A 17,130-nucleotide genomic window follows, 5' to 3' on the forward strand; every position below is an offset into this window, starting at 1 on the left:
GACAGGAGGCGAGCAGATGGTTGATACGACGACACCGCAGTCCGCCTCGCTGCGCCGTCTCGTCCCGCGGATCTTCTCCCGGGCGCAGCCCGCCGGCGCGGTCGACACCCTGATCCGCACGGTGCGCATGCACCATCCGAAGGCCGACCTGTCGCTCATCGAGCGCGCCTATGCCGTTGCCGAGCGCGCCCACGACGGTCAGAAGCGTCGCTCCGGCGAGCCGTACATCACCCACCCGGTCGCAGTCGCGCAGATCATCGCCGATCTCGGCATCGGCGCGAAGACCATCGCGGCCGCGCTGCTGCACGACACCGTGGAGGACACCTCCTACACGCTGGACGAGCTGCGCGACCAGTTCGGCGACGAGATCGCCATGCTGGTCGACGGCGTCACCAAGCTCGACAAGGTCAAATACGGCGACAGCGCCCAGGCCGAGACCGTCCGGAAGATGATCGTCGCGATGTCGAAGGACATCCGCGTGCTGATCATCAAGCTGGCCGACCGCCTGCACAACGCGCGCACCTGGGGCTTCGTGCCCGCGGCCAACGCCACCCGCAAGGCCACCGAGACGCTGGAGATCTACGCGCCGCTCGCGCACCGGCTCGGCATCCAGACGATCAAGTGGGAGCTCGAGGACCTCTCGTTCGCCGTGCTCTATCCCAAGCTCTACGCGGAGATCGAGAGCCTGGTGAAGCAGCGCACGCCCGAGCGTGAACGCCTCGTGCAGCAGGTGATCGACGCGATCAACGACGACCTCAAGACCGCGAAGATCCGCGGCAAGGTGGTCGGCCGGCCCAAGCAGTACTACTCGATCTACCAGAAGATGGTCGTGCGTGGCCGCGAGTTCGACGACATCTACGACCTGGTCGGCATCCGCGTGCTCGTCAACACCGTGCGCGACTGCTACGCCGTGCTGGGGTCCATCCACGCGCGCTGGACGCCGATGCCCGGCCGCTTCAAGGACTACATCGCGACCCCGAAGTTCAACCTGTACCAGTCGCTGCACACGACCGTGATCGGTCCGCAGGGCCGCCCGGTCGAGATCCAGATCCGCACCGAGGAGATGCACCAGCGCGCCGAGTTCGGTGTCGCGGCGCACTGGAAGTACAAGGAGCAGACCACCGGCAAGAGCGCCGGCGGACCCGGCAAGGTGGACACCGACCTGGCGTGGCTCGCCCACATCTCCGACTGGCAGGCCGAGACCGCCGACCCGTCGGAGTTCCTGGACTCGCTGCGGTTCGAGATCGGGGCGAAGGAGGTCTACGTCTTCACGCCGAAGGGTCGCGTGATCGGCCTGCCGGCCGGCGCGACCCCGGTCGACTTCGCGTACGCCGTGCACACCGAGGTCGGTCACCGGACGATGGGCGCCAAGGTGAACGGCCGGCTGGTGCCGCTGGAGAGCACCCTCTCGACCGGCGACGTGGTGGAGATCTTCACCTCCAAGAACCCGGACTCCGGCCCGAGCCAGGACTGGCTGAACTTCGTCAAGAGCCCGCGGGCCCGCAACAAGATCCGCCAGTGGTTCACCAAGGAGCGCCGCGACGAGGCGATCGAGCAGGGCAAGGACGCCATCGCCCGGGCGATGCGCAAGCAGAACCTGCCGCTGCAGAAGCTGATGACCCAGGACGCCCTCGTGGAGGTCGCGTCGTCGCTCAAGCACCCCGACGTCTCGTCGCTGTACGCCTCGGTCGGCGAGGGCCACATCTCGACGCAGTCGGTGATCGAAAAGATCGTCGCCTCGCTGCAGAGCGAGGTCGAGTCCGATGGCGAGCTGGACATCCCGGTCAAGGGACGTCCCAAGCAGCTGCGAAACAGCGACTCCGGCGTGCTCGTGCGCGGTGCGCCCGACATCCTGGTCAAGCTCGCCAAGTGCTGCACCCCGGTGCCGGGCGACCCGATCGTCGGCTTCGTGACGCGCGGCCAGGGCGTCTCCGTGCACCAGGCGAACTGCCACAACGTGCAGTCGCTGCTGCAGGAGCCGGACCGCATGATCGACGTGGAGTGGGCGCCGAGCTCGAAGAGCGTCTTCCTGGTGCAGATCCAGGTGGAGGCGCTGGATCGCTCCGGCCTGCTCTCCGACGTCACGCGCGTGCTGTCCGAGCACCATGTCAACATCCTCTCTGCGACGGTGACGACGTCGAGCAACCGGCTGGCGCTGAGCCGTTTCGTGTTCGAGATGGGCGACACCACGCACCTCGACCGCGTGCTCAACGCCGTGCGCCGGATCGACGGCGTCTACGACGTGTACCGGGTCAGCGCCGGCTGACCGGAGCCGGCAGCTCCGTCCGCTCGACCAGGGGCATCCGGGTGAGCGCTCGGGTCGCGCCGTGCCGGCGCGACCGGGCGACGTGCGCGCCGAGCGCATCGGGCGACGCGCGCCCGAGCTCGAGCAGGTGACGCACCTCCATGGCCTCCGGCGGCCCGAAGCGGGGGAGGGTCAGCATCAGGTCGGCCGCCGTGCGCAACGGCGCCGTCACCCGGACGCCGCTCAGCTCGACGACCTCGCCGGCGCCCAGCCGGTGCTGCTGCGCGTCGAAGTCGGGCGAGACCCGGCCGCGCTGCCTGCGGTCGACGCAGACCTGCGGTCGCAGCGGCGGCGTCGAGCGGGTGCCGTGGATCCAGGCCGCGGTGCCGCGATCGGCGACCGTGCTCCCCGGTCGCAGGGCCGCGAAGGCGTGCGCGCGCAGCGACGGGGTGTCGGGGGTGTCGATGGCGGCGAACGCGTCGCCCACCCGATAGAGCTGCCCGTCGAGCACGAGCGAGAAGAGTTCGGCGAGCGGGAGGACGTTGCGATCGAGGAGAAGGGGAATGGCTGTCGTCATGCCTCCAGCCTCCGCCGGCCGCACCCGCCGGAGACCGCCGTCAGCGAATCCGTGGAGTACTCATCCGATCCCGCGGGCTGTGGAGGACGACCGCCGCAGCCGGGAACGCAACCGGGAACTCAGCCGAGCGCGTCCAGCCAGACCTTGCGGGCGTCGAGAGCCTCCTGGGCGGCCTTGACCTTGGCCGAGTCGCCGCTGGCCTTGGCCTCTTCGAGCTCCTGCTCCAGCTTGGCGATCGCCGCGTTGAGCTGGCTGGCCAGCCCCTCGGAGCGGGCCTTCTTCTCGGGGTCGTTGCGCTCCCAGTGCTCCTCGTCCAGCCGGCGCACGGCCGCCTCGACCTTGCGGAGCCGGTCCTCGATCGGGCGCACCTGGTCGCGCGGCACGCGGCCGATCGCGTCCCAGCGCTCCTGGATGGAGAGCAGCTTCGCGCGCGCGGTCTCGCGGTCCTTCTCCTTCAGGAGCGGCTCGGCCTCCTCGAGCAGCGCGAGCTTGAGCGTGAGGTTCTCCTCGTACTCGACGTTGTCGCGCGCGTCGACTTCGGCCTTGGCCGAGTAGATGGCGTCGCCCGCCGCCTTGAACCGCGCCCACAGCGCGTCGTCGTTCTTCTTGCCCGCGCGGCCGGCCAGCTTCCACTGGTCGAGCAGCCGGCGGTACTCCGGGACGCCGTCGGCGCCGAGCGGCACGAGACCCTCGGCCTGCTCGATGAGCGCGTTCTTGCGGGCGCGGACGTCGCGGTGCTGGTTGTCGAGCTCGGCGAAGAAGGCCTTGCGGTTGTGCTCGATGGTCGAGCGTGCGGCGCGGAACCGCTTCCACAGCTCGTTCGCCTCGTTCTTGGGCAGCCGGGGACCGTCGTGCTGGTGCGCCTGCCAGCTCGCGAAGAGGGCGTCGAGCTCGGCGGTGGTCTGCTTCCACTGCGTGCGGGCCGGATCCTGCGCGGCGAGGGCCTCGGCCTGCTCCACGATCGCCGTGCGGTCGGCGACGGCCTGCTCCAGCGCGGCCTTGGCCTCCGCGCTCTGCTGCTCGGTGAGCTCCTCGACGGTGCCGCCGAGCGCGTCGAGCCGCGCGATCAGCGACGCGAGGTCGCCCACAGCGTTCGCGCCCTCGACCGAGCTGCGCAGGCTCGCGACGGACTTGGCGACGTCGGCCGCCGGTGCGCCGCGGCGGGCGCGCTGCTCCAGGAGGCCGACCTGGCCGGCGAGGTCGGTGTACTTGCGCTCGAAGTAGGCGATCGCCTCCTCCGGAGTGCCGTCCGGGTACTCGCCGACGGCGCGCTCGCCATCGCCCTCGCGGACGTACACGGTGCCGGTCTCGTCGACGCGACCCCAGGGGTGCTGTTCAGAAGTAGCCAAGAGCCTCACCTTGCTTGCGGTGCCACGTTGGGAATCAGCCTATTGCACACGCCGGGATCACTGCAGCGTGAAGCTGTCGATCTTCGTCGGGACAGCGGGCTTGCCGTCGGTGCTGCCGCCCTGCACGCCCTTGGAGGTGACCTCGGCGTTGAGCGTGTCGAGGCCGTTGGTGATCTTCCCGACGACCGTGTAGCCGCCCGCGGAGTCGGACGGGATGGTGGTGTCCTTGTACACGATGAAGAACTGGCTGCCCTGGCTGCTCGCGTTGCCGCTCTGGCGCGCCATGGCGATGGTCCCCGCTGGGTACTTGTCGTCCTTCGGTGCGTTTTCGATCGGGCCGTAGGAGTAGCCGGGGCCGCCGCTGCCGTCGCCGTTCGGGTCGCCGCACTGCAGCACGTAGAAGCCGCCGCTGGTGAGGCGGTGGCAGGTGAGCCCGTCGTAGAACTTCTTCTGCGTGAGCGCGATCGTGGAGGAGACCGCCTGCGGCGCGGCCTTGCCGTCCAGCGAGACGCCGAGCTTGATGCCGTTGATCGTGAGGTCGCCCGTCCAGGTGCGGCCCTCCGCGATGCTCGCGGAGGGCACGCCCGCCGCGGCCGAGGCGGACGGCGAGGGCGACGGGGAAGCGGACGCGCTGGTGGCCGAGGGCTTCGCGAAGAAGAGGAGCTGCGTGCCGATCGCGAGCAGCACGATCACCAGCACGGCGATCCCGGAGACCCAGTTGTCCCGCTTGCGGCGCTTGACCTTCTCCTCGTGCACCGTCTGCCGCGCCTGATACGCGCGGAGACGCTCGCGAGCCTGTCGCGCTTCGCGGTCGTTCTGCTTACTGGGTGCCACGTCTGTCCTCCGGGGGCGCCGTCGAGCGGGGGATGGGATGCGATCCGCGCCGCTGACTGTCGCCCGGCGGGATGGATGCTGCACGAACCTTATCCGGCGCGGCTATGAGCGCCCAAACCCACGCGCCGCGTGCGGACGCAGCGAACGCCGACCCCGATGTCAGTGGCGGCGACTACTCTTGTCGGGTGGTCGATGTGCAACCTGGGCTCCGGACGGGAGCGACGCCTCTCGCCGTGCGCATGCGGCCGAAGTCGCTGGACGAGGTGGCCGGCCAGCGTCATCTGCTCCGGCCCGGTTCCCCGCTGGTCGCGCTGGCCTCCGACAAGGACGGGCAGAGCGGTTCGGTGTCCGTGATCCTGTGGGGTCCGCCCGGCACCGGCAAGACCACGCTGGCGCAGGCGATCGCGCACTCGTCGGGCCGGCGGTTCGTGGAGCTGTCCGCGGTCACCGCCGGGGTGAAGGACGTCCGCCTGGTGATGGACGAGGCCCTCTCCACGCGCGACCTGTACGGCGTCTCGACCGTTCTCTTCCTCGACGAGATCCACCGCTTCACCAAGGCTCAGCAGGACGCCCTGCTGCCCGGCGTCGAGAACGGCTGGGTCATCCTGGTCGCCGCGACCACCGAGAACCCGTCGTTCTCGGTCATCTCCCCGCTGCTGTCGCGTTCGCTCCTGCTCACGCTCGAGACCCTGAGCGACGAGGATCTCGGCGTCGTCATCGACCGCGCCGTCGCCGACGATCGCGGGCTGGGCGGCCAGTACACGCTGGACGACGAGGCGCGGGCCGCGCTCATCCGGCTGGCGTCCGGCGACGCCCGGCGCGCCCTCACGGCGCTGGAGGCCGCATCCGTCACGGCCGCGTCGGCGACGCCGGCGACCTCCAAGAAGAAGCCGGTCATCACCGCAGAGCTGGTGGCGCAGGCCGTCGACCGCGCCCTGCTGCGCTACGACCGCAACGGCGACGAGCACTACGACGTCATCAGCGCGTTCATCAAGTCGGTCCGCGGCTCGGACGTCGACGCCGCGCTGCACTACCTCGCGCGCATGATCGAGGCGGGGGAGGACCCGCGATTCATCGCCCGCAGAATCATCGTCTCCGCGTCCGAGGACATCGGGATGGCCGACCCGCAGGCGCTCGTCGTCGCGATCGCCGCCGCCGACGCCGTGCAGTACATCGGCATGCCGGAGGGGCGCATCCCGCTCGCGCAGGCGGTCGTCCACCTCGCGACGGCGCCGAAGTCGAACGCGGCGTACATGGCGCTCGACGCCGCGATCGCCGACGTCCGCGCCGGCAAGATCGGGAGGGTGCCCAAGCACCTCCGCGACGCGCACTATCCCGGCGCGAAGCGGCTCGGCCACGGCAAGGGCTACAAGTACCCGCACGACGACGCCCTCGGCGTCCTCCAGCAGCAGTACCTTCCCGACGAGCTGGCCGACACCACCTACTACGCGCCGACCGAGCACGGCAACGAGCGCGACGTCGCCGCGCGCCTGGCGAAGCTGCGCCGCATCGTGCGCGGACGCTGACCGGGAGTCTGCTAGAATCGTCTGGCCTAGAAGCGTGTTCAGGGTGCGGCTGCCCGGGACACGCTCTCGACGGGACAGGCCCTGTAGCCGGGCGTCCCTGGCGTCAATCCCTCTCTCTTGCAGGTGAAAGACCCTGCGCAGCGCACCCCTGCGTGCACTGCGACCAACATTCGTAGAGAGAAAACCGAAAGGAAATCGTGTCTTCACGTTCCCGCAGCAAGACCCGCGAGTCGCGGGCCCTGGGCATCGCCCTGACCCCCAAGGCCGCCCGCTACATGGAGAAGCGTCCGTACGCTCCCGGTGAGCACGGCCGCACCAAGCGCAAGCAGGACTCCGACTACGCCGTTCGTCTGCGCGAGAAGCAGCGTCTGCGCGCCCAGTACGGCATCCTCGAGAAGCAGATCCGCATCGCGTTCGAAGAGGCCCGCCGCGCGCAGGGACTGACCGGTGAGAACCTGGTCGAGCTCCTCGAGATGCGCCTCGACGCCCTGGTCCTCCGCGCCGGCTTCGCCCGCACCATCTCGCAGGCCCGCCAGTTCGTGGTGCACCGCCACATCCTCGTCGACGGCAAGATCGTCGACCGCCCGTCCTTCCGCGTGAAGCCGGGTCAGCTCATCCACGTCAAGGCCCGCTCCGAGGGCACCGAGCCCTTCCAGGTCGCGGCCGCCGGCGGTCACGTCGACGTCCTGCCGAAGGTCCCGGCCTACCTCGACGTCGAGCTCGACAAGCTCCAGGCCCGCCTCGTGCGCCGCCCGAAGCGCGCCGAGGTCCCGGTCACCTGCGACGTGCAGCTCGTCGTCGAGTACTACGCCGCCCGCTAAGGCGAGCGACAGACTCCCGCAGAACGGGGTCGCGGCTTCGGCCGCGGCCCCGTTTCTCGTTGCCGGTTTACCGCCTGCCGGGTCCATCCGGAGCCGGTTTCCCGTACGCTGGGGGTCGTATGCCCGTCACGGAATGGAGGGGGCGACATGTCCGGAGGCGACATCGCAGGACTCATCGCGGCGGCCGTGTTCGCCGTCCTGGTCGGATTCATCGCCGTACCGCTGCTGAAGCTCGGCCGCGTGCTCGACTCCACGCGTGACGCCATCAAGGAGGCCAGCGACGGCATCACGCCGATCCTGGAGGAGACGGCGACCACGATCCAGGAGACGAACAAGCAGCTCGCCCGGGTCGACACGATCACCCGGAACGTCGCCGACGTGACCGGCAACGTGTCGGCGCTCGTGGCGCTCTTCGCCGCCACGGTCGGCGGTCCGCTGATCAAGCTGGCGGGCTTCAGCGCTGCCGTGCGCGCCGCCCTCCGGGTGCCGGGGGCCTCCCGGCGTTCCCGCCGCCAGGCGGACTAGACTTGCGCGAGTGCGCTGAGCGCGCGCAACTGCGCTCACTGCGCAACCAGGGAGGGAAGATCCGGCAATGAAGAGTTTCCTGTGGCTCCTGATCGGCGTGGCCGTCGGCTTCGTCGTCGCCCACAAGGTCAACGAGACCCCCAAGGGTCGCGAGTTCTTCGGCACGCTCGACAAGAAGGCGCGCGACTTCGGCGAGGCCGTCTCCGACGGCTACCGTCAGCGCGAAGCCGAGCTCCGCTCGGCCATCGACGGCGACTGAGCCCCGCCTTTTCGACCTCGTCTCCCCGCTCCACCCTCGATCGACCGGAAACCATGCAGACTGCTGAAATCCACCGCCGCTGGCTCGACTTCTTCGCCACGCGCGGCCACACCGTCGTCCCGTCCGCCTCGCTGGTCAGCGACGACCCGTCGCTGCTGTTCACGGTGGCCGGGATGGTGCCCTTCGTCCCGTACCTGACGGGCGTCGTGCCCGCGCCGTTCCCGCGCGCGACCAGCGTCCAGAAGTGCATCCGCACCCTGGACATCGAGGAGGTCGGCAAGACCCCGCGCCACGGCACGTTCTTCCAGATGTGCGGCAACTTCTCGTTCGGCGACTATTTCAAGGAGCAGGCGATCACGTTCGCCTGGGACCTGCTCACCCTGCCCGAGGACGAGGGCGGTCTCGGCTTCGAACCGAAGGACCTCTGGGTCACGGTGTACGAGGAGGACGACGAGGCCCGCGAGATCTGGACCCGCGTAGCCGGCCTCCCCGCCGAGCGCATCCAGGGCCTCGGCAAGGACACCAATTACTGGTCGACCGGCCAGCCCGGCCCCGCCGGCCCCTGCTCGGAGATCTTCTTCGACCGCGGCCCCGCGTACGGCGTCGACGGCGGTCCCGCGACCGACGACGACCGCTACGTGGAGATCTGGAACCTCGTCTTCATGCAGTACCTGCGCGGCGAGGGCACCGGCAAGAAGGACTTCGAGATCCTCGGCGACCTGCCGAAGAAGAACATCGACACCGGCCTGGGGCTCGAGCGCGTCGCGTTCATCAAGCAGGGCGTCGACAACATGTACGAGATCGACCAGGTCCGCCCGGTGCTCGACCGCGCGGCCGAGCTGGCCGGCAAGCCGTACGGCAACGAGGCGCACGAGGACGACGTCCGCCTGCGCGTGGTCGCCGACCACGTCCGCAGCGCGCTCATGCTGATGACCGACGGCGTCACGCCGTCCAACGAGGGCCGCGGCTACGTGCTGCGCCGCCTGCTGCGCCGCACGGTGCGCGCGATGCGGCTGCTGGGCGTCGAGACGGCCACCTTCCCCGAGCTGTTCCCGGCCTCGCGCGACGCCATGAAGGCGGCGTACCCCGAGGTGGAGGCCGAGTTCGCGCGCACGTCGCAGCTCGCCTACGCGGAGGAGGAGACCTTCCTGCGCACCCTCGCGTCGGGCACGAACATCCTCGACACCGCCGTGGCGAGCACCAAGGGCGCGGGCAAGGACGAGCTCGCCGGCGACACCGCGTTCCTGCTGCACGACACCTACGGGTTCCCGATCGACCTCACCCTGGAGATGGCGGAGGAGGCCGGCCTCAGCGTCGACCGCGCCGCGTTCGACACTCTGATGGCGAACCAGCGCGCCCGCGCGAAGGCGGACGCCAAGGCGAAGAAGACCGCCCTCGCCGACCTGTCGGTCTACAGCGCGTTCCGTGCGCAGGGCGAGACGGTCTTCACCGGCTACACCGATCTGGAGACGGAGTCGAGCGTGCTCGGCCTGATCGTGGACGGCCAGTCGGTGAACGTCGCCCGCGAGGGCCAGGTCGCGGAGATCATCCTCGGCGCGACCGCGCTCTACGCGGAGTCCGGCGGTCAGAGCGCGGACGCCGGCACGATCGTGGGCCCGGGCTACGAGCTCGACGTTCTCGATGTGCAGAAGCCGGTCAAGGGGCTGATCAGCCACAAGGTGCTGGTGCGCAGCGGCGAGGTCGGCGTGGGCGCGCCCGCGACCAGCCTCGTCGACGCGCAGTACCGGCGCGGCGCCACGCAGGCGCACTCCGGCACCCACATCATCCACGCGGCGCTGCGCCAGGTGCTCGGCCCCAACGCGCACCAGTCCGGCTCGTTCAACAAGGCCGGCTACCTGCGCCTCGACTTCTCCTGGAACCAGGCGCTGTCTGCGGAGACCCGCAGCGAGATCGAGGAGATCTCCAACAACGCGATCCGCGACAACCTGCAGGTGACGACGCGCGAGCTGCCGCTGGCCGAGGCCAAGGCGCTCGGCGCGATGGCGCTGTTCGGCGAGAAATACGGCGACGTCGTGCGTGTGGTCGACATCGGCGGCCCATGGTCGCGCGAGCTCTGCGCCGGTACGCACGTGTCCACGAGCGCGGAGATCGGGATGATCAACCTGGTCAGCGAATCGTCGGTCGGCTCGACCAACCGCCGCGTGGAGTCGCTGGTCGGCCTGGAGGCGTTCCAGGACCTGGCGGTCGAGCGCACGATCGTGTCGCAGCTCTCCGGCGCGCTCAAGACGCCGCGCGAGCAGCTGCCCGAGAAGATCGCCGACCTGATGGCGAACCTGAAGGCCGCCGAGAAGCGCATCCAGGCGTTCGAGGCCCGCGCGGTGCTCGACAAGGTGCCCGGACTGCTGGAGTCGGCCACCCGCCGTGGCGCGGTCACCGTCGTGGCCGAAGACGCAGGCACGCTCAACTCGGCCGACGATCTGCGCCTGCTGGTGACGACCGTTCGCGAGCGGCTCGGTTCGGACGCCGCGACCGTCGCGCTCGCGGCGCGCGCGGCGGGCAAGCCCGTCGTGATCGTGGCGACCAACCAGGCCGCGCGCGACGCCGGGGTGAACGCGGGCGCTCTCGCGAAGACGGCGTCCGGTGTGCTCGGCGGCGGCGGAGGCGGCAAGGCAGACCTCGCGCAGGGCGGCGGAACGGACGCCGAGGCGATCCCGGCCGCGCTCTCCGCGGTGGTTTCGGCGATCGGCTAGCGCGTGCGCAGCGGAGTGCGACTCGGCATCGACGTGGGGAAGGTCCGGATCGGCGTGAGCCGGTCCGACCTCCACGGGATGCTGGCGACTCCGGTGGAGACGGTCGCACGCTCCGAGGATGCTGCGGATCGGCGCAGGATCGCGGAGATTGTGACCGAACTCGGAGTTTTCGAGATTATCGTCGGGTTGCCTCTGGCGCTCTCGGGTGCGCACACCGCGTCGACGGCGGACGCCGTCGCCTTCGCGGAAGCGCTCGACGCCGAGGTGGACGTGCCGGTGCGGTTGGTGGACGAACGTCTGTCGACCGTCTCGGCGCACTCGGCGCTCCGGGCGTCGGGCAAGAACTCGAAAAGCGCGCGTCCGGTGGTGGATCAGGTGGCCGCCACGATAATTTTGCAGCACGCCCTCGACGCGGAGCGCGCTTCAGGCCGTCCGCCGGGCCACCCCGTCGAACCGAGCATTGGACCCTAGTTTGTCGCAGAACCCGCAGGAGAAGCCGGAGCCCCCCGTCTTCCCGGCCGTGAACCGGCATCAGCCGATGACCAGGCGCGAGGCGCGCCAGGCCAGGGAGGCCCAGGAGGCCCAGCAGGCTCAGGAGGCCCAGCAGGCTCAGGCTCAGGCCGGGGCTCCTGTCGTCGACACGCGCAATCCGCAGACTCCCGGCCCGTGGACGCCGCCTCCCGCCGAGACACCGGCCAACCGCGAGACCCTCGCCGGGCTGGACTTCGACTCCGTTGTGACCGGACCCGTGCCCGTCGACGCGGCCGCGTCCGCCGAGCGGGAGCCGGTCGGAGCCTCCACGCGCCACGAGGCCGGGCAGGGCGCCGCCGGCCACGATCACGGCCGGTTCGAGGACTCGGCCCACGCGATCTTCGCGTCGCTCACCGGCCACGGCGAGCACACGTCCGACGCCGGCCGCGGCGAGTCGCCGCTCGCCTGGCACCAGCAGAACTACCTCTCGCACGAGCCGGTGCCCCGCCGGAAGCGGCGCTGGCTCAAGCGGCTCGTCATCACCGTCGTCGTCGTCCTGGTCCTCGGCGGCCTCGCGGCCGGCGGTTTCATGGCGTTCCAGCCGCAGGTCGCGGCGCTCGTCGCGAAGGTCCTGCCGCAGAACGACGACTACACGGGCAACGGCACCGGCTCGGTGACGTTCACGATCAAGGCGGGCGACGACGGCAGCGCGATCGCGACGAACCTGAAGAAGGCGGGTGTGACCAAGAGCTACGACGCGTTCTACACGCTCCTGCTCCACCAGCAGCCGCAGATCGTCTGGCAGCCCGGTGTCTTCAAGCTGGCGAAGCAGATGAGCGCGAAGGCCGCCCTCGCGGCCCTGCAGAACCCGTCCTCGCGGCTGCAGAACACCGCGGTGATCCCCGAGGGCACCGCCGAGAAGGACGCGCTGCAGACTGTGGCGACCGCCACCAAGATCCCGTTCGACCAGCTGCAGCAGGCCGCCGCGAACCCGGCCGACTTCGGGCTGCCCGCCCAGGCGAAGACGCTGGAGGGCTTCCTCTTCCCGGCGACCTACACGTTCGCCCCCGGCGTCTCGGCGCACGACGCGATCAAGACGATGGTGGACCGGTCCTTCCAGGCGCTCGACCAGGCCGGCGTGCCGGCCGCCGATCGCTGGAACGATGTGATCCTCGCCTCGATCGTGCAGCGCGAGGCCGGCCTGAAGGACGACTACCCGAAGGTCGCACGGGTGTTCCTCAACCGGCTCGCGCAGGGCTGGGACCTCCAGTCCGACGCGACCGTCGCCTACGGAACCGGGCACACCGACCGGGTTGCGACCACCGACGCCGAGCGCGCGGACGCCTCGAACCCTTACAACACGTACGTGCACCCCGGGCTCCCAGTGGGGCCGATCTCCAACCCGGGCGACCTCGCGCTGAACGCTGTGACGCACCCGGCGGACGGGCCCTGGATGTACTTCGTGACCTGGAACCTCAAGACGGGCGAGACGATCTTCTCGACCACCCAGGCGGAGCACGAGGCGGCGGTCGCGAAGTGGCAGCAATGGATGAAGGACAACCCCGGCTATGAGTGACGCACCGAAGCCCCGGCCCGCCGCGAAGTCCCGGGCGGCGAAACCGCAGAACCCGGAGGACGCGGTCGACCCGGCCGTCGAGAACGGGGTGTCGGAGGCGTCCGCGGAGGAGATGATCGCCGCGCTGGTGGAGGCCGAGCGGGAGGCCGAGGCCGAAGAGGAAGCGATCGCGGAGGCGGAGCGGGCCGCCGACGAGGAGGAGCCGTTCGAGGAGGAGCCGGCTGCGGAGGAGCTCGCCGAGGAAGAGCAAGCCGACGAGGAGCCGGCCGAGGACGAGCAAGCCGACGAGGAGCCGGCCGAGGACGAGCCCGCCGAGGCTCCCGCCCCGTCCCGCCGCCTGGCCGTTCTCGGCTCGCCGATCGGCCACTCCCGGTCTCCCGCCTTGCACCGCGCCGCGTACGCCGCTCTCGGCCTGGACTGGTCGTACGACCAGCTCGACGTCACCGAGGCCGGCCTCTCCGCGTTCCTGGACGGCCTGGGCGAGGAATGGCGCGGCCTGTCGCTGACCATGCCGCTCAAGCAGACCATCATCCCGCTGCTGACCGAGACCGACCGGGTCGCGGAGCAGACCGGCGTGGCCAACACGGTCCTGATCGACGGCGACGACCTCAGCGGCTTCAACACCGACGTCGCGGGGATCGTCCGCGCGCTGTCCGCCGCCGGCCTGGAGGAGGCGCGCTACGTGCACATCCTGGGCGGGGGAGCGACCGCCGCTTCCGCCCTGGTCGCCGCGGCCGAGCTCGGCGCGGAGCGCGTGGACGTGCACGTGCGCGACCTGCAGAAGAGCGTCTGGCTGGAGCCGCTGGCCCACCAGCTCGGGCTGATGATCCGGATCCGGTCGTTCGCGCAGGCCGATCGTTCGCTGGACGTGCCGCAACTCGTCATCAGCACGCTGCCCGGCGGCGCGTCCACCGAGGCGATCTACACCGACTCGACGCGACGTCAGGCCGTGCTGCTCGACGTGGCGTACGACCCATGGCCGAGCGTGCTCGCGAAGGCCTGGCAGGCCGTCGGCGGCCGCGTCGTCTCCGGGCTCGCGATGCTCGCGCAGCAGGCCCTCCTGCAGGTGCGCATCTTCGTCTCCGGCGACGTGCTTCAGCCTCTGCCCGACGAGGAGGGCGTCCTGGAGGCGATGCTCGCCGCGGTCGGCATCGACGCGGAAGGCGCGCCGGTCGGCGACGGCTCCGTGGAGGGCGAAGCGGAGTAGCGGGTGGTTGGTCGCCTGGTCCGGATGCACCGGAGGGATCAGGTGGCATGGGGCAGGGGACGCGGCAGGCCTCAGGCTTGGGCTACCGGCAGAGGGATGTTCAGAGTCCCTGAAGTGGTCGGAACTCGCTGCTTTTGGGGGTTACCAGAACGATGACGGTGTTGACGTGGCCGGGGCCTCTGTAACTGAAGTCGTAGATCACTTCGAACCCGAGCTTGTAACCGGGCTGTAGCGCAGCCCTTGACTTGCGATCCGGGTGGTCCTTCATGTACTTGATCTCTCGTTCCACGCTGGTTTTGTCGAAGCCGTAGGCTTCGGTGCCGTCGCGGAGGATGGTGAAGAACTCTTCCGGGGTGTCCGCGGTCAGGAAGTAGGAGATTTCATCGACCCACGCGTGCTTCTCGACGGTGAAGAACATGATGCGGTCGGTGTGGGCGGTGAGCGTGCCGTTGGAGCCGTGGAGGGTGAGAGTCATGAGGCCGTCGACGCTGAGATCAGGCACAGAGCGGGCCGTGTCGGGGAGGCCGAGGTCTTCTTTGAGGAGCTCATTGGTGGTGAGGTCGAAGGTGACCTTGCAGGTTTCGGCGATCTCCTTGAGGCCTGCCTCGTCGAATTGTGAGTTCTTCGGTTCGTTCATCGTCGTTTCCTGCTTTTTTGGGGTGTCGCATTGCTGTAGTGAGGAGTGTGAGGTGAGGGCCTGGACCACCCCGCACCCGGAGAGTGAGAACACCAGCAGCCCGGCTGACGCGATCCCGGCCAGTTTGCCGTATCTCATGGTTTCTTCTTGCCGGTGTAGCCCTGCCGTAACCGGTCGATGATTTCGGGGAGTCGGTTCGGGATGCGCATGTCTTCGGTGCGTTTGGTGAAGTCGGACCCGATGATCTCTCGCACCTTATCCGGGTGGTTGGCCACCAAGTCCTGGTACACCGGCAGGGTGTCCTCTTTGATTAGCGCCCAGCGATCGTCCTTGTCCGCGATGTTCCCCCCAGAGAACACCTCGGGGAACGTCCTCGCGCCCGGGATTGACGCGGCGCCGATCAAGGTGATCGTCTGCGTCATCGCTTCTCCGGTGATCGGGTGGTTGCGCATGGCGTCGTAGTTGTCGTTGATGATCTCTCTTTGTTCCCGCCTGAGAAGGTACGCATTTCCATCGGCGACCTGTGCGGGGTCGCCGGACGCAATCCGCTCCCATGCGATCGCGGTGTTTCGGTCGATGGCGCCAGAGGCGCGGAGGCGTTCGATTTCTTTCATGCCGCCGGCGAGGAAGGCTTCGTGTTGGCGGGCCTGGTCGAGGAAGATCTCTTTCTGCATCCCGAGCAGGGTGGTTTCGAAGAATCGCAGTTCGTCGTCGCCGAACTGCTTCAGGAACGCCCAGACCTCGTTGGGGATGAACGGAGGTTGTACCCCGGACTTCAGGATGCTGCGCAGCATGCCGAGGTCGCGGAACCCGCCGGCGAAGGATGGCCCGATCATGTTCGCCATTCCGGCCCATTGGAGATCCGGGTTCTTGAGGTAGAGGCGACCGTAGTAGTCGTAGACCTTCTTGATGATCTCCCAGTTCGCCTCCGTCCCGCGATTGATGTCCCACTTCCCAGGGTCAATACCCGCCTTCACGAGAGCCTTGTGATTCCAATACCCCGTGAGGAAGTGTCTGTACTCAAGTGAAAAGGTGGCGATCAGCCCGGAGTCGGCGGCCGCGTCCATCGCGATCTTCGCGCCTTCCCAGTGCTTAGACGCCCAGTCGCGGAATTCCGAGCTGTCAAGGTACGCCGACCGCTGCTCGGGGGTCATCCCCTTCAGCAGCTCCGTCAGGTACTGCGCGTCCTTCTTCGGGTCCGGCCTGATCCGGGACGGGGCGAACATGGCCACGCCTTTTCCCTTGGACACGGTCTGGCCGAACAGCCCTCTCGTGCCCAGGTTGAACCCGTGCAACGCATCCAACCGGTCCTGAAGGTCGCGAAGGTCGTTCTCCAGTTGCGTCAACACGAGGTCCAGTTGAGGGCCCACCGCCCTCAGCGCTTCCCCTGCTCCAGGCAGTGCCCAGTCCGCCGCCGCCGCGACAGCCTCGTTCGCCTCCTTCAGGCGTTCGGTGAGGTCGTGTTGCGGCTTCGTCGCGGTGAACTGCCTCTTCAGTTCGTCCTCTTTTAGCACCCTGAAACGATTGACCTTGCTGTCTTCGTGCGTGAACTTCTCGAGATCCTTCCCGATGACCGCGATCTCATCACGTGCCGCAGCGATCTGCGGGGCGATGTCGCGAGACAGAACGAGTTGAGCGGCGGAATAGGCTCTGCCGGACAGCTCACCACCGCTCAAAGCGTCGGTAAGGCGATTAGCCGCAGACTCCGTCGCCTCCAACACGGACAAGGCCGTGGTCAGGTTCCCGGTCAGCGCCGTCTTCAGCTTGTCCGACTCAGCAGCGTCATAGACCAGCCCCATCACGCACCCCGTCCCTCATCGCCTGACCGCTCCGCGTCCGCGGCGCGATTGATGGCGCGCACTGTCTCGGTCAGCACCTCTGTCTGCTCGCTCGCGAGTCGACCGACATAGCCGTCGACCTCTCTGCGCGCCGCCAAGTCTTTCTGCACGAAGTAGTTCGTCGTCCCCAAGCCGGCCGCAGCCTCCTCGAACCGGGAAGTGTGCTCCCTCATCGCCCGCCGATACTCGTCCCAGCGCTCCTCATGACGGCGAATCTGCGAAAGCGCATCCGCGACGTCCTGCTCGGACGAGACCTGTCCGTAGCTCTCCCCATAACGACCGCTCACGAGTCCGCACCCCAGATCGCCGCGTCCAGACTGTCGCGTTGCTCGATCTGCTTCGCTAGAGAATCGACATTCCGGGCGTGACTGATCAGAGTCGCGGACAGTTTGAAGATGCCATCCAGGGCGGTGTTCGTCACCGCCGCCCCATCCCTCATGCTGGCGATGTTGCTCGAACCGAGTTCCACAGTATTCGCCTCGATGTCCGTCTTGATGGCGGCGATACCGGCCGCCGCGTCCTGAGCGGCTGCAACGCTTGACGTCAATTTCACT

16 protein-coding genes are annotated in these 17,130 nt (G+C 68.9%); 9 read left to right on the top strand and 7 right to left on the bottom strand.

All coding sequences use genetic code 11. The features are described from left to right. Nucleotides 1–16 precede the first annotated feature (16 nt). On the top strand, nucleotides 17–2,266 hold the full coding sequence (locus AC1ROW_RS01040) for a RelA/SpoT family protein (protein WP_431350072.1): 2,250 nt from the start codon (nucleotides 17–19) through the stop codon (nucleotides 2,264–2,266). Here AC1ROW_RS01040 and AC1ROW_RS01045 read toward each other — a convergent pair. The 3 genes from AC1ROW_RS01045 to AC1ROW_RS01055 form a co-directional block, all read right to left on the bottom strand. After that, the gene (locus AC1ROW_RS01045) at nucleotides 2,253–2,822 is read right to left on the bottom strand and encodes a type IV toxin-antitoxin system AbiEi family antitoxin (protein ID WP_493017026.1); all 570 of its coding nucleotides are present in this window, start codon (nucleotides 2,820–2,822) and stop codon (nucleotides 2,253–2,255) included. The two genes, AC1ROW_RS01040 and AC1ROW_RS01045, sit on opposite strands and share 14 nt — an antisense overlap. A gap of 119 nt (nucleotides 2,823–2,941) precedes the next feature. Beyond that, a complete protein-coding gene (locus tag AC1ROW_RS01050) occupies nucleotides 2,942–4,171 on the bottom strand; it encodes a DUF349 domain-containing protein (RefSeq protein ID WP_493017027.1) in 1,230 nt (409 codons plus the stop codon). A 57-nt stretch (nucleotides 4,172–4,228) separates the two neighbouring features. Next, complete coding sequence (locus tag AC1ROW_RS01055) at nucleotides 4,229–5,005, bottom strand: peptidylprolyl isomerase (RefSeq protein WP_493017028.1); 777 nt, start codon at nucleotides 5,003–5,005, stop codon at nucleotides 4,229–4,231. 185 nt (nucleotides 5,006–5,190) lie between these two features. Here AC1ROW_RS01055 and AC1ROW_RS01060 point away from each other — a divergent pair, with 185 nt between their 5' ends. The 8 genes from AC1ROW_RS01060 (at nucleotide 5,191) to AC1ROW_RS01095 (ending at nucleotide 14,101) form a co-directional block, all read left to right on the top strand. Beyond that, nucleotides 5,191–6,531, top strand: coding sequence for a replication-associated recombination protein A (locus tag AC1ROW_RS01060; protein ID WP_493018336.1), 1,341 nt, complete (start codon nucleotides 5,191–5,193; stop codon nucleotides 6,529–6,531). A 197-nt stretch (nucleotides 6,532–6,728) separates the two neighbouring features. After that, on the top strand, nucleotides 6,729–7,352 hold the full coding sequence (gene rpsD / locus AC1ROW_RS01065; protein WP_493017029.1) for a 30S ribosomal protein S4: 624 nt from the start codon (nucleotides 6,729–6,731) through the stop codon (nucleotides 7,350–7,352). Nucleotides 7,353–7,499: 147 nt separating this feature from the next. Then, the gene (locus AC1ROW_RS01070) at nucleotides 7,500–7,877 is read left to right on the top strand and encodes a DUF948 domain-containing protein (protein WP_369963151.1); all 378 of its coding nucleotides are present in this window, start codon (nucleotides 7,500–7,502) and stop codon (nucleotides 7,875–7,877) included. Between the two features lie 67 nt (nucleotides 7,878–7,944). Then, complete coding sequence (locus AC1ROW_RS01075; protein WP_345834844.1) at nucleotides 7,945–8,136, top strand: hypothetical protein; 192 nt, start codon at nucleotides 7,945–7,947, stop codon at nucleotides 8,134–8,136. A gap of 53 nt (nucleotides 8,137–8,189) precedes the next feature. Then, complete coding sequence (alaS, locus tag AC1ROW_RS01080; RefSeq protein WP_493017030.1) at nucleotides 8,190–10,847, top strand: alanine--tRNA ligase; 2,658 nt, start codon at nucleotides 8,190–8,192, stop codon at nucleotides 10,845–10,847. A gap of 3 nt (nucleotides 10,848–10,850) precedes the next feature. Next, nucleotides 10,851–11,318, top strand: a complete 468-nt coding sequence (gene ruvX, locus AC1ROW_RS01085) for a Holliday junction resolvase RuvX (protein ID WP_493017031.1) — start codon at nucleotides 10,851–10,853, stop codon at nucleotides 11,316–11,318. A gap of 67 nt (nucleotides 11,319–11,385) precedes the next feature. After that, the gene (gene mltG, locus AC1ROW_RS01090) at nucleotides 11,386–12,894 is read left to right on the top strand and encodes an endolytic transglycosylase MltG (protein WP_493017032.1); all 1,509 of its coding nucleotides are present in this window, start codon (nucleotides 11,386–11,388) and stop codon (nucleotides 12,892–12,894) included. Beyond that, nucleotides 12,887–14,101 carry a shikimate dehydrogenase gene (locus AC1ROW_RS01095; RefSeq protein ID WP_493017033.1) on the top strand — a complete coding sequence of 405 codons (1,215 nt, stop codon included), beginning with the start codon at nucleotides 12,887–12,889 and terminating at the stop codon, nucleotides 14,099–14,101. Before mltG ends, AC1ROW_RS01095 begins: the two co-directional genes overlap by 8 nt. A 100-nt stretch (nucleotides 14,102–14,201) precedes the next feature. On the opposite strand, the gene AC1ROW_RS01100 is transcribed toward AC1ROW_RS01095, so the two are convergent. From AC1ROW_RS01100 to AC1ROW_RS01115, 4 genes are all read right to left on the bottom strand, one after another. After that, nucleotides 14,202–14,738 (bottom strand): hypothetical protein, encoded by a 537-nt coding sequence (locus tag AC1ROW_RS01100; protein WP_493017034.1) that lies wholly within the window; start codon nucleotides 14,736–14,738, stop codon nucleotides 14,202–14,204. A gap of 134 nt (nucleotides 14,739–14,872) precedes the next feature. Then, nucleotides 14,873–16,537: a hypothetical protein gene (locus tag AC1ROW_RS01105; protein WP_493018337.1), complete on the bottom strand. Its 1,665-nt coding sequence runs from the start codon at nucleotides 16,535–16,537 to the stop codon at nucleotides 14,873–14,875. Beyond that, complete coding sequence (locus AC1ROW_RS01110) at nucleotides 16,537–16,863, bottom strand: hypothetical protein (RefSeq protein ID WP_493017035.1); 327 nt, start codon at nucleotides 16,861–16,863, stop codon at nucleotides 16,537–16,539. Before AC1ROW_RS01110 ends, AC1ROW_RS01105 begins: the two co-directional genes overlap by 1 nt. Continuing rightward, complete coding sequence (locus tag AC1ROW_RS01115) at nucleotides 16,860–17,129, bottom strand: hypothetical protein (protein ID WP_493017036.1); 270 nt, start codon at nucleotides 17,127–17,129, stop codon at nucleotides 16,860–16,862. Before AC1ROW_RS01115 ends, AC1ROW_RS01110 begins: the two co-directional genes overlap by 4 nt. Nucleotide 17,130 lies beyond the last annotated feature (1 nt).

This window comes from Leifsonia sp. GW821-FHT13C09 (assembly GCF_058806435.1).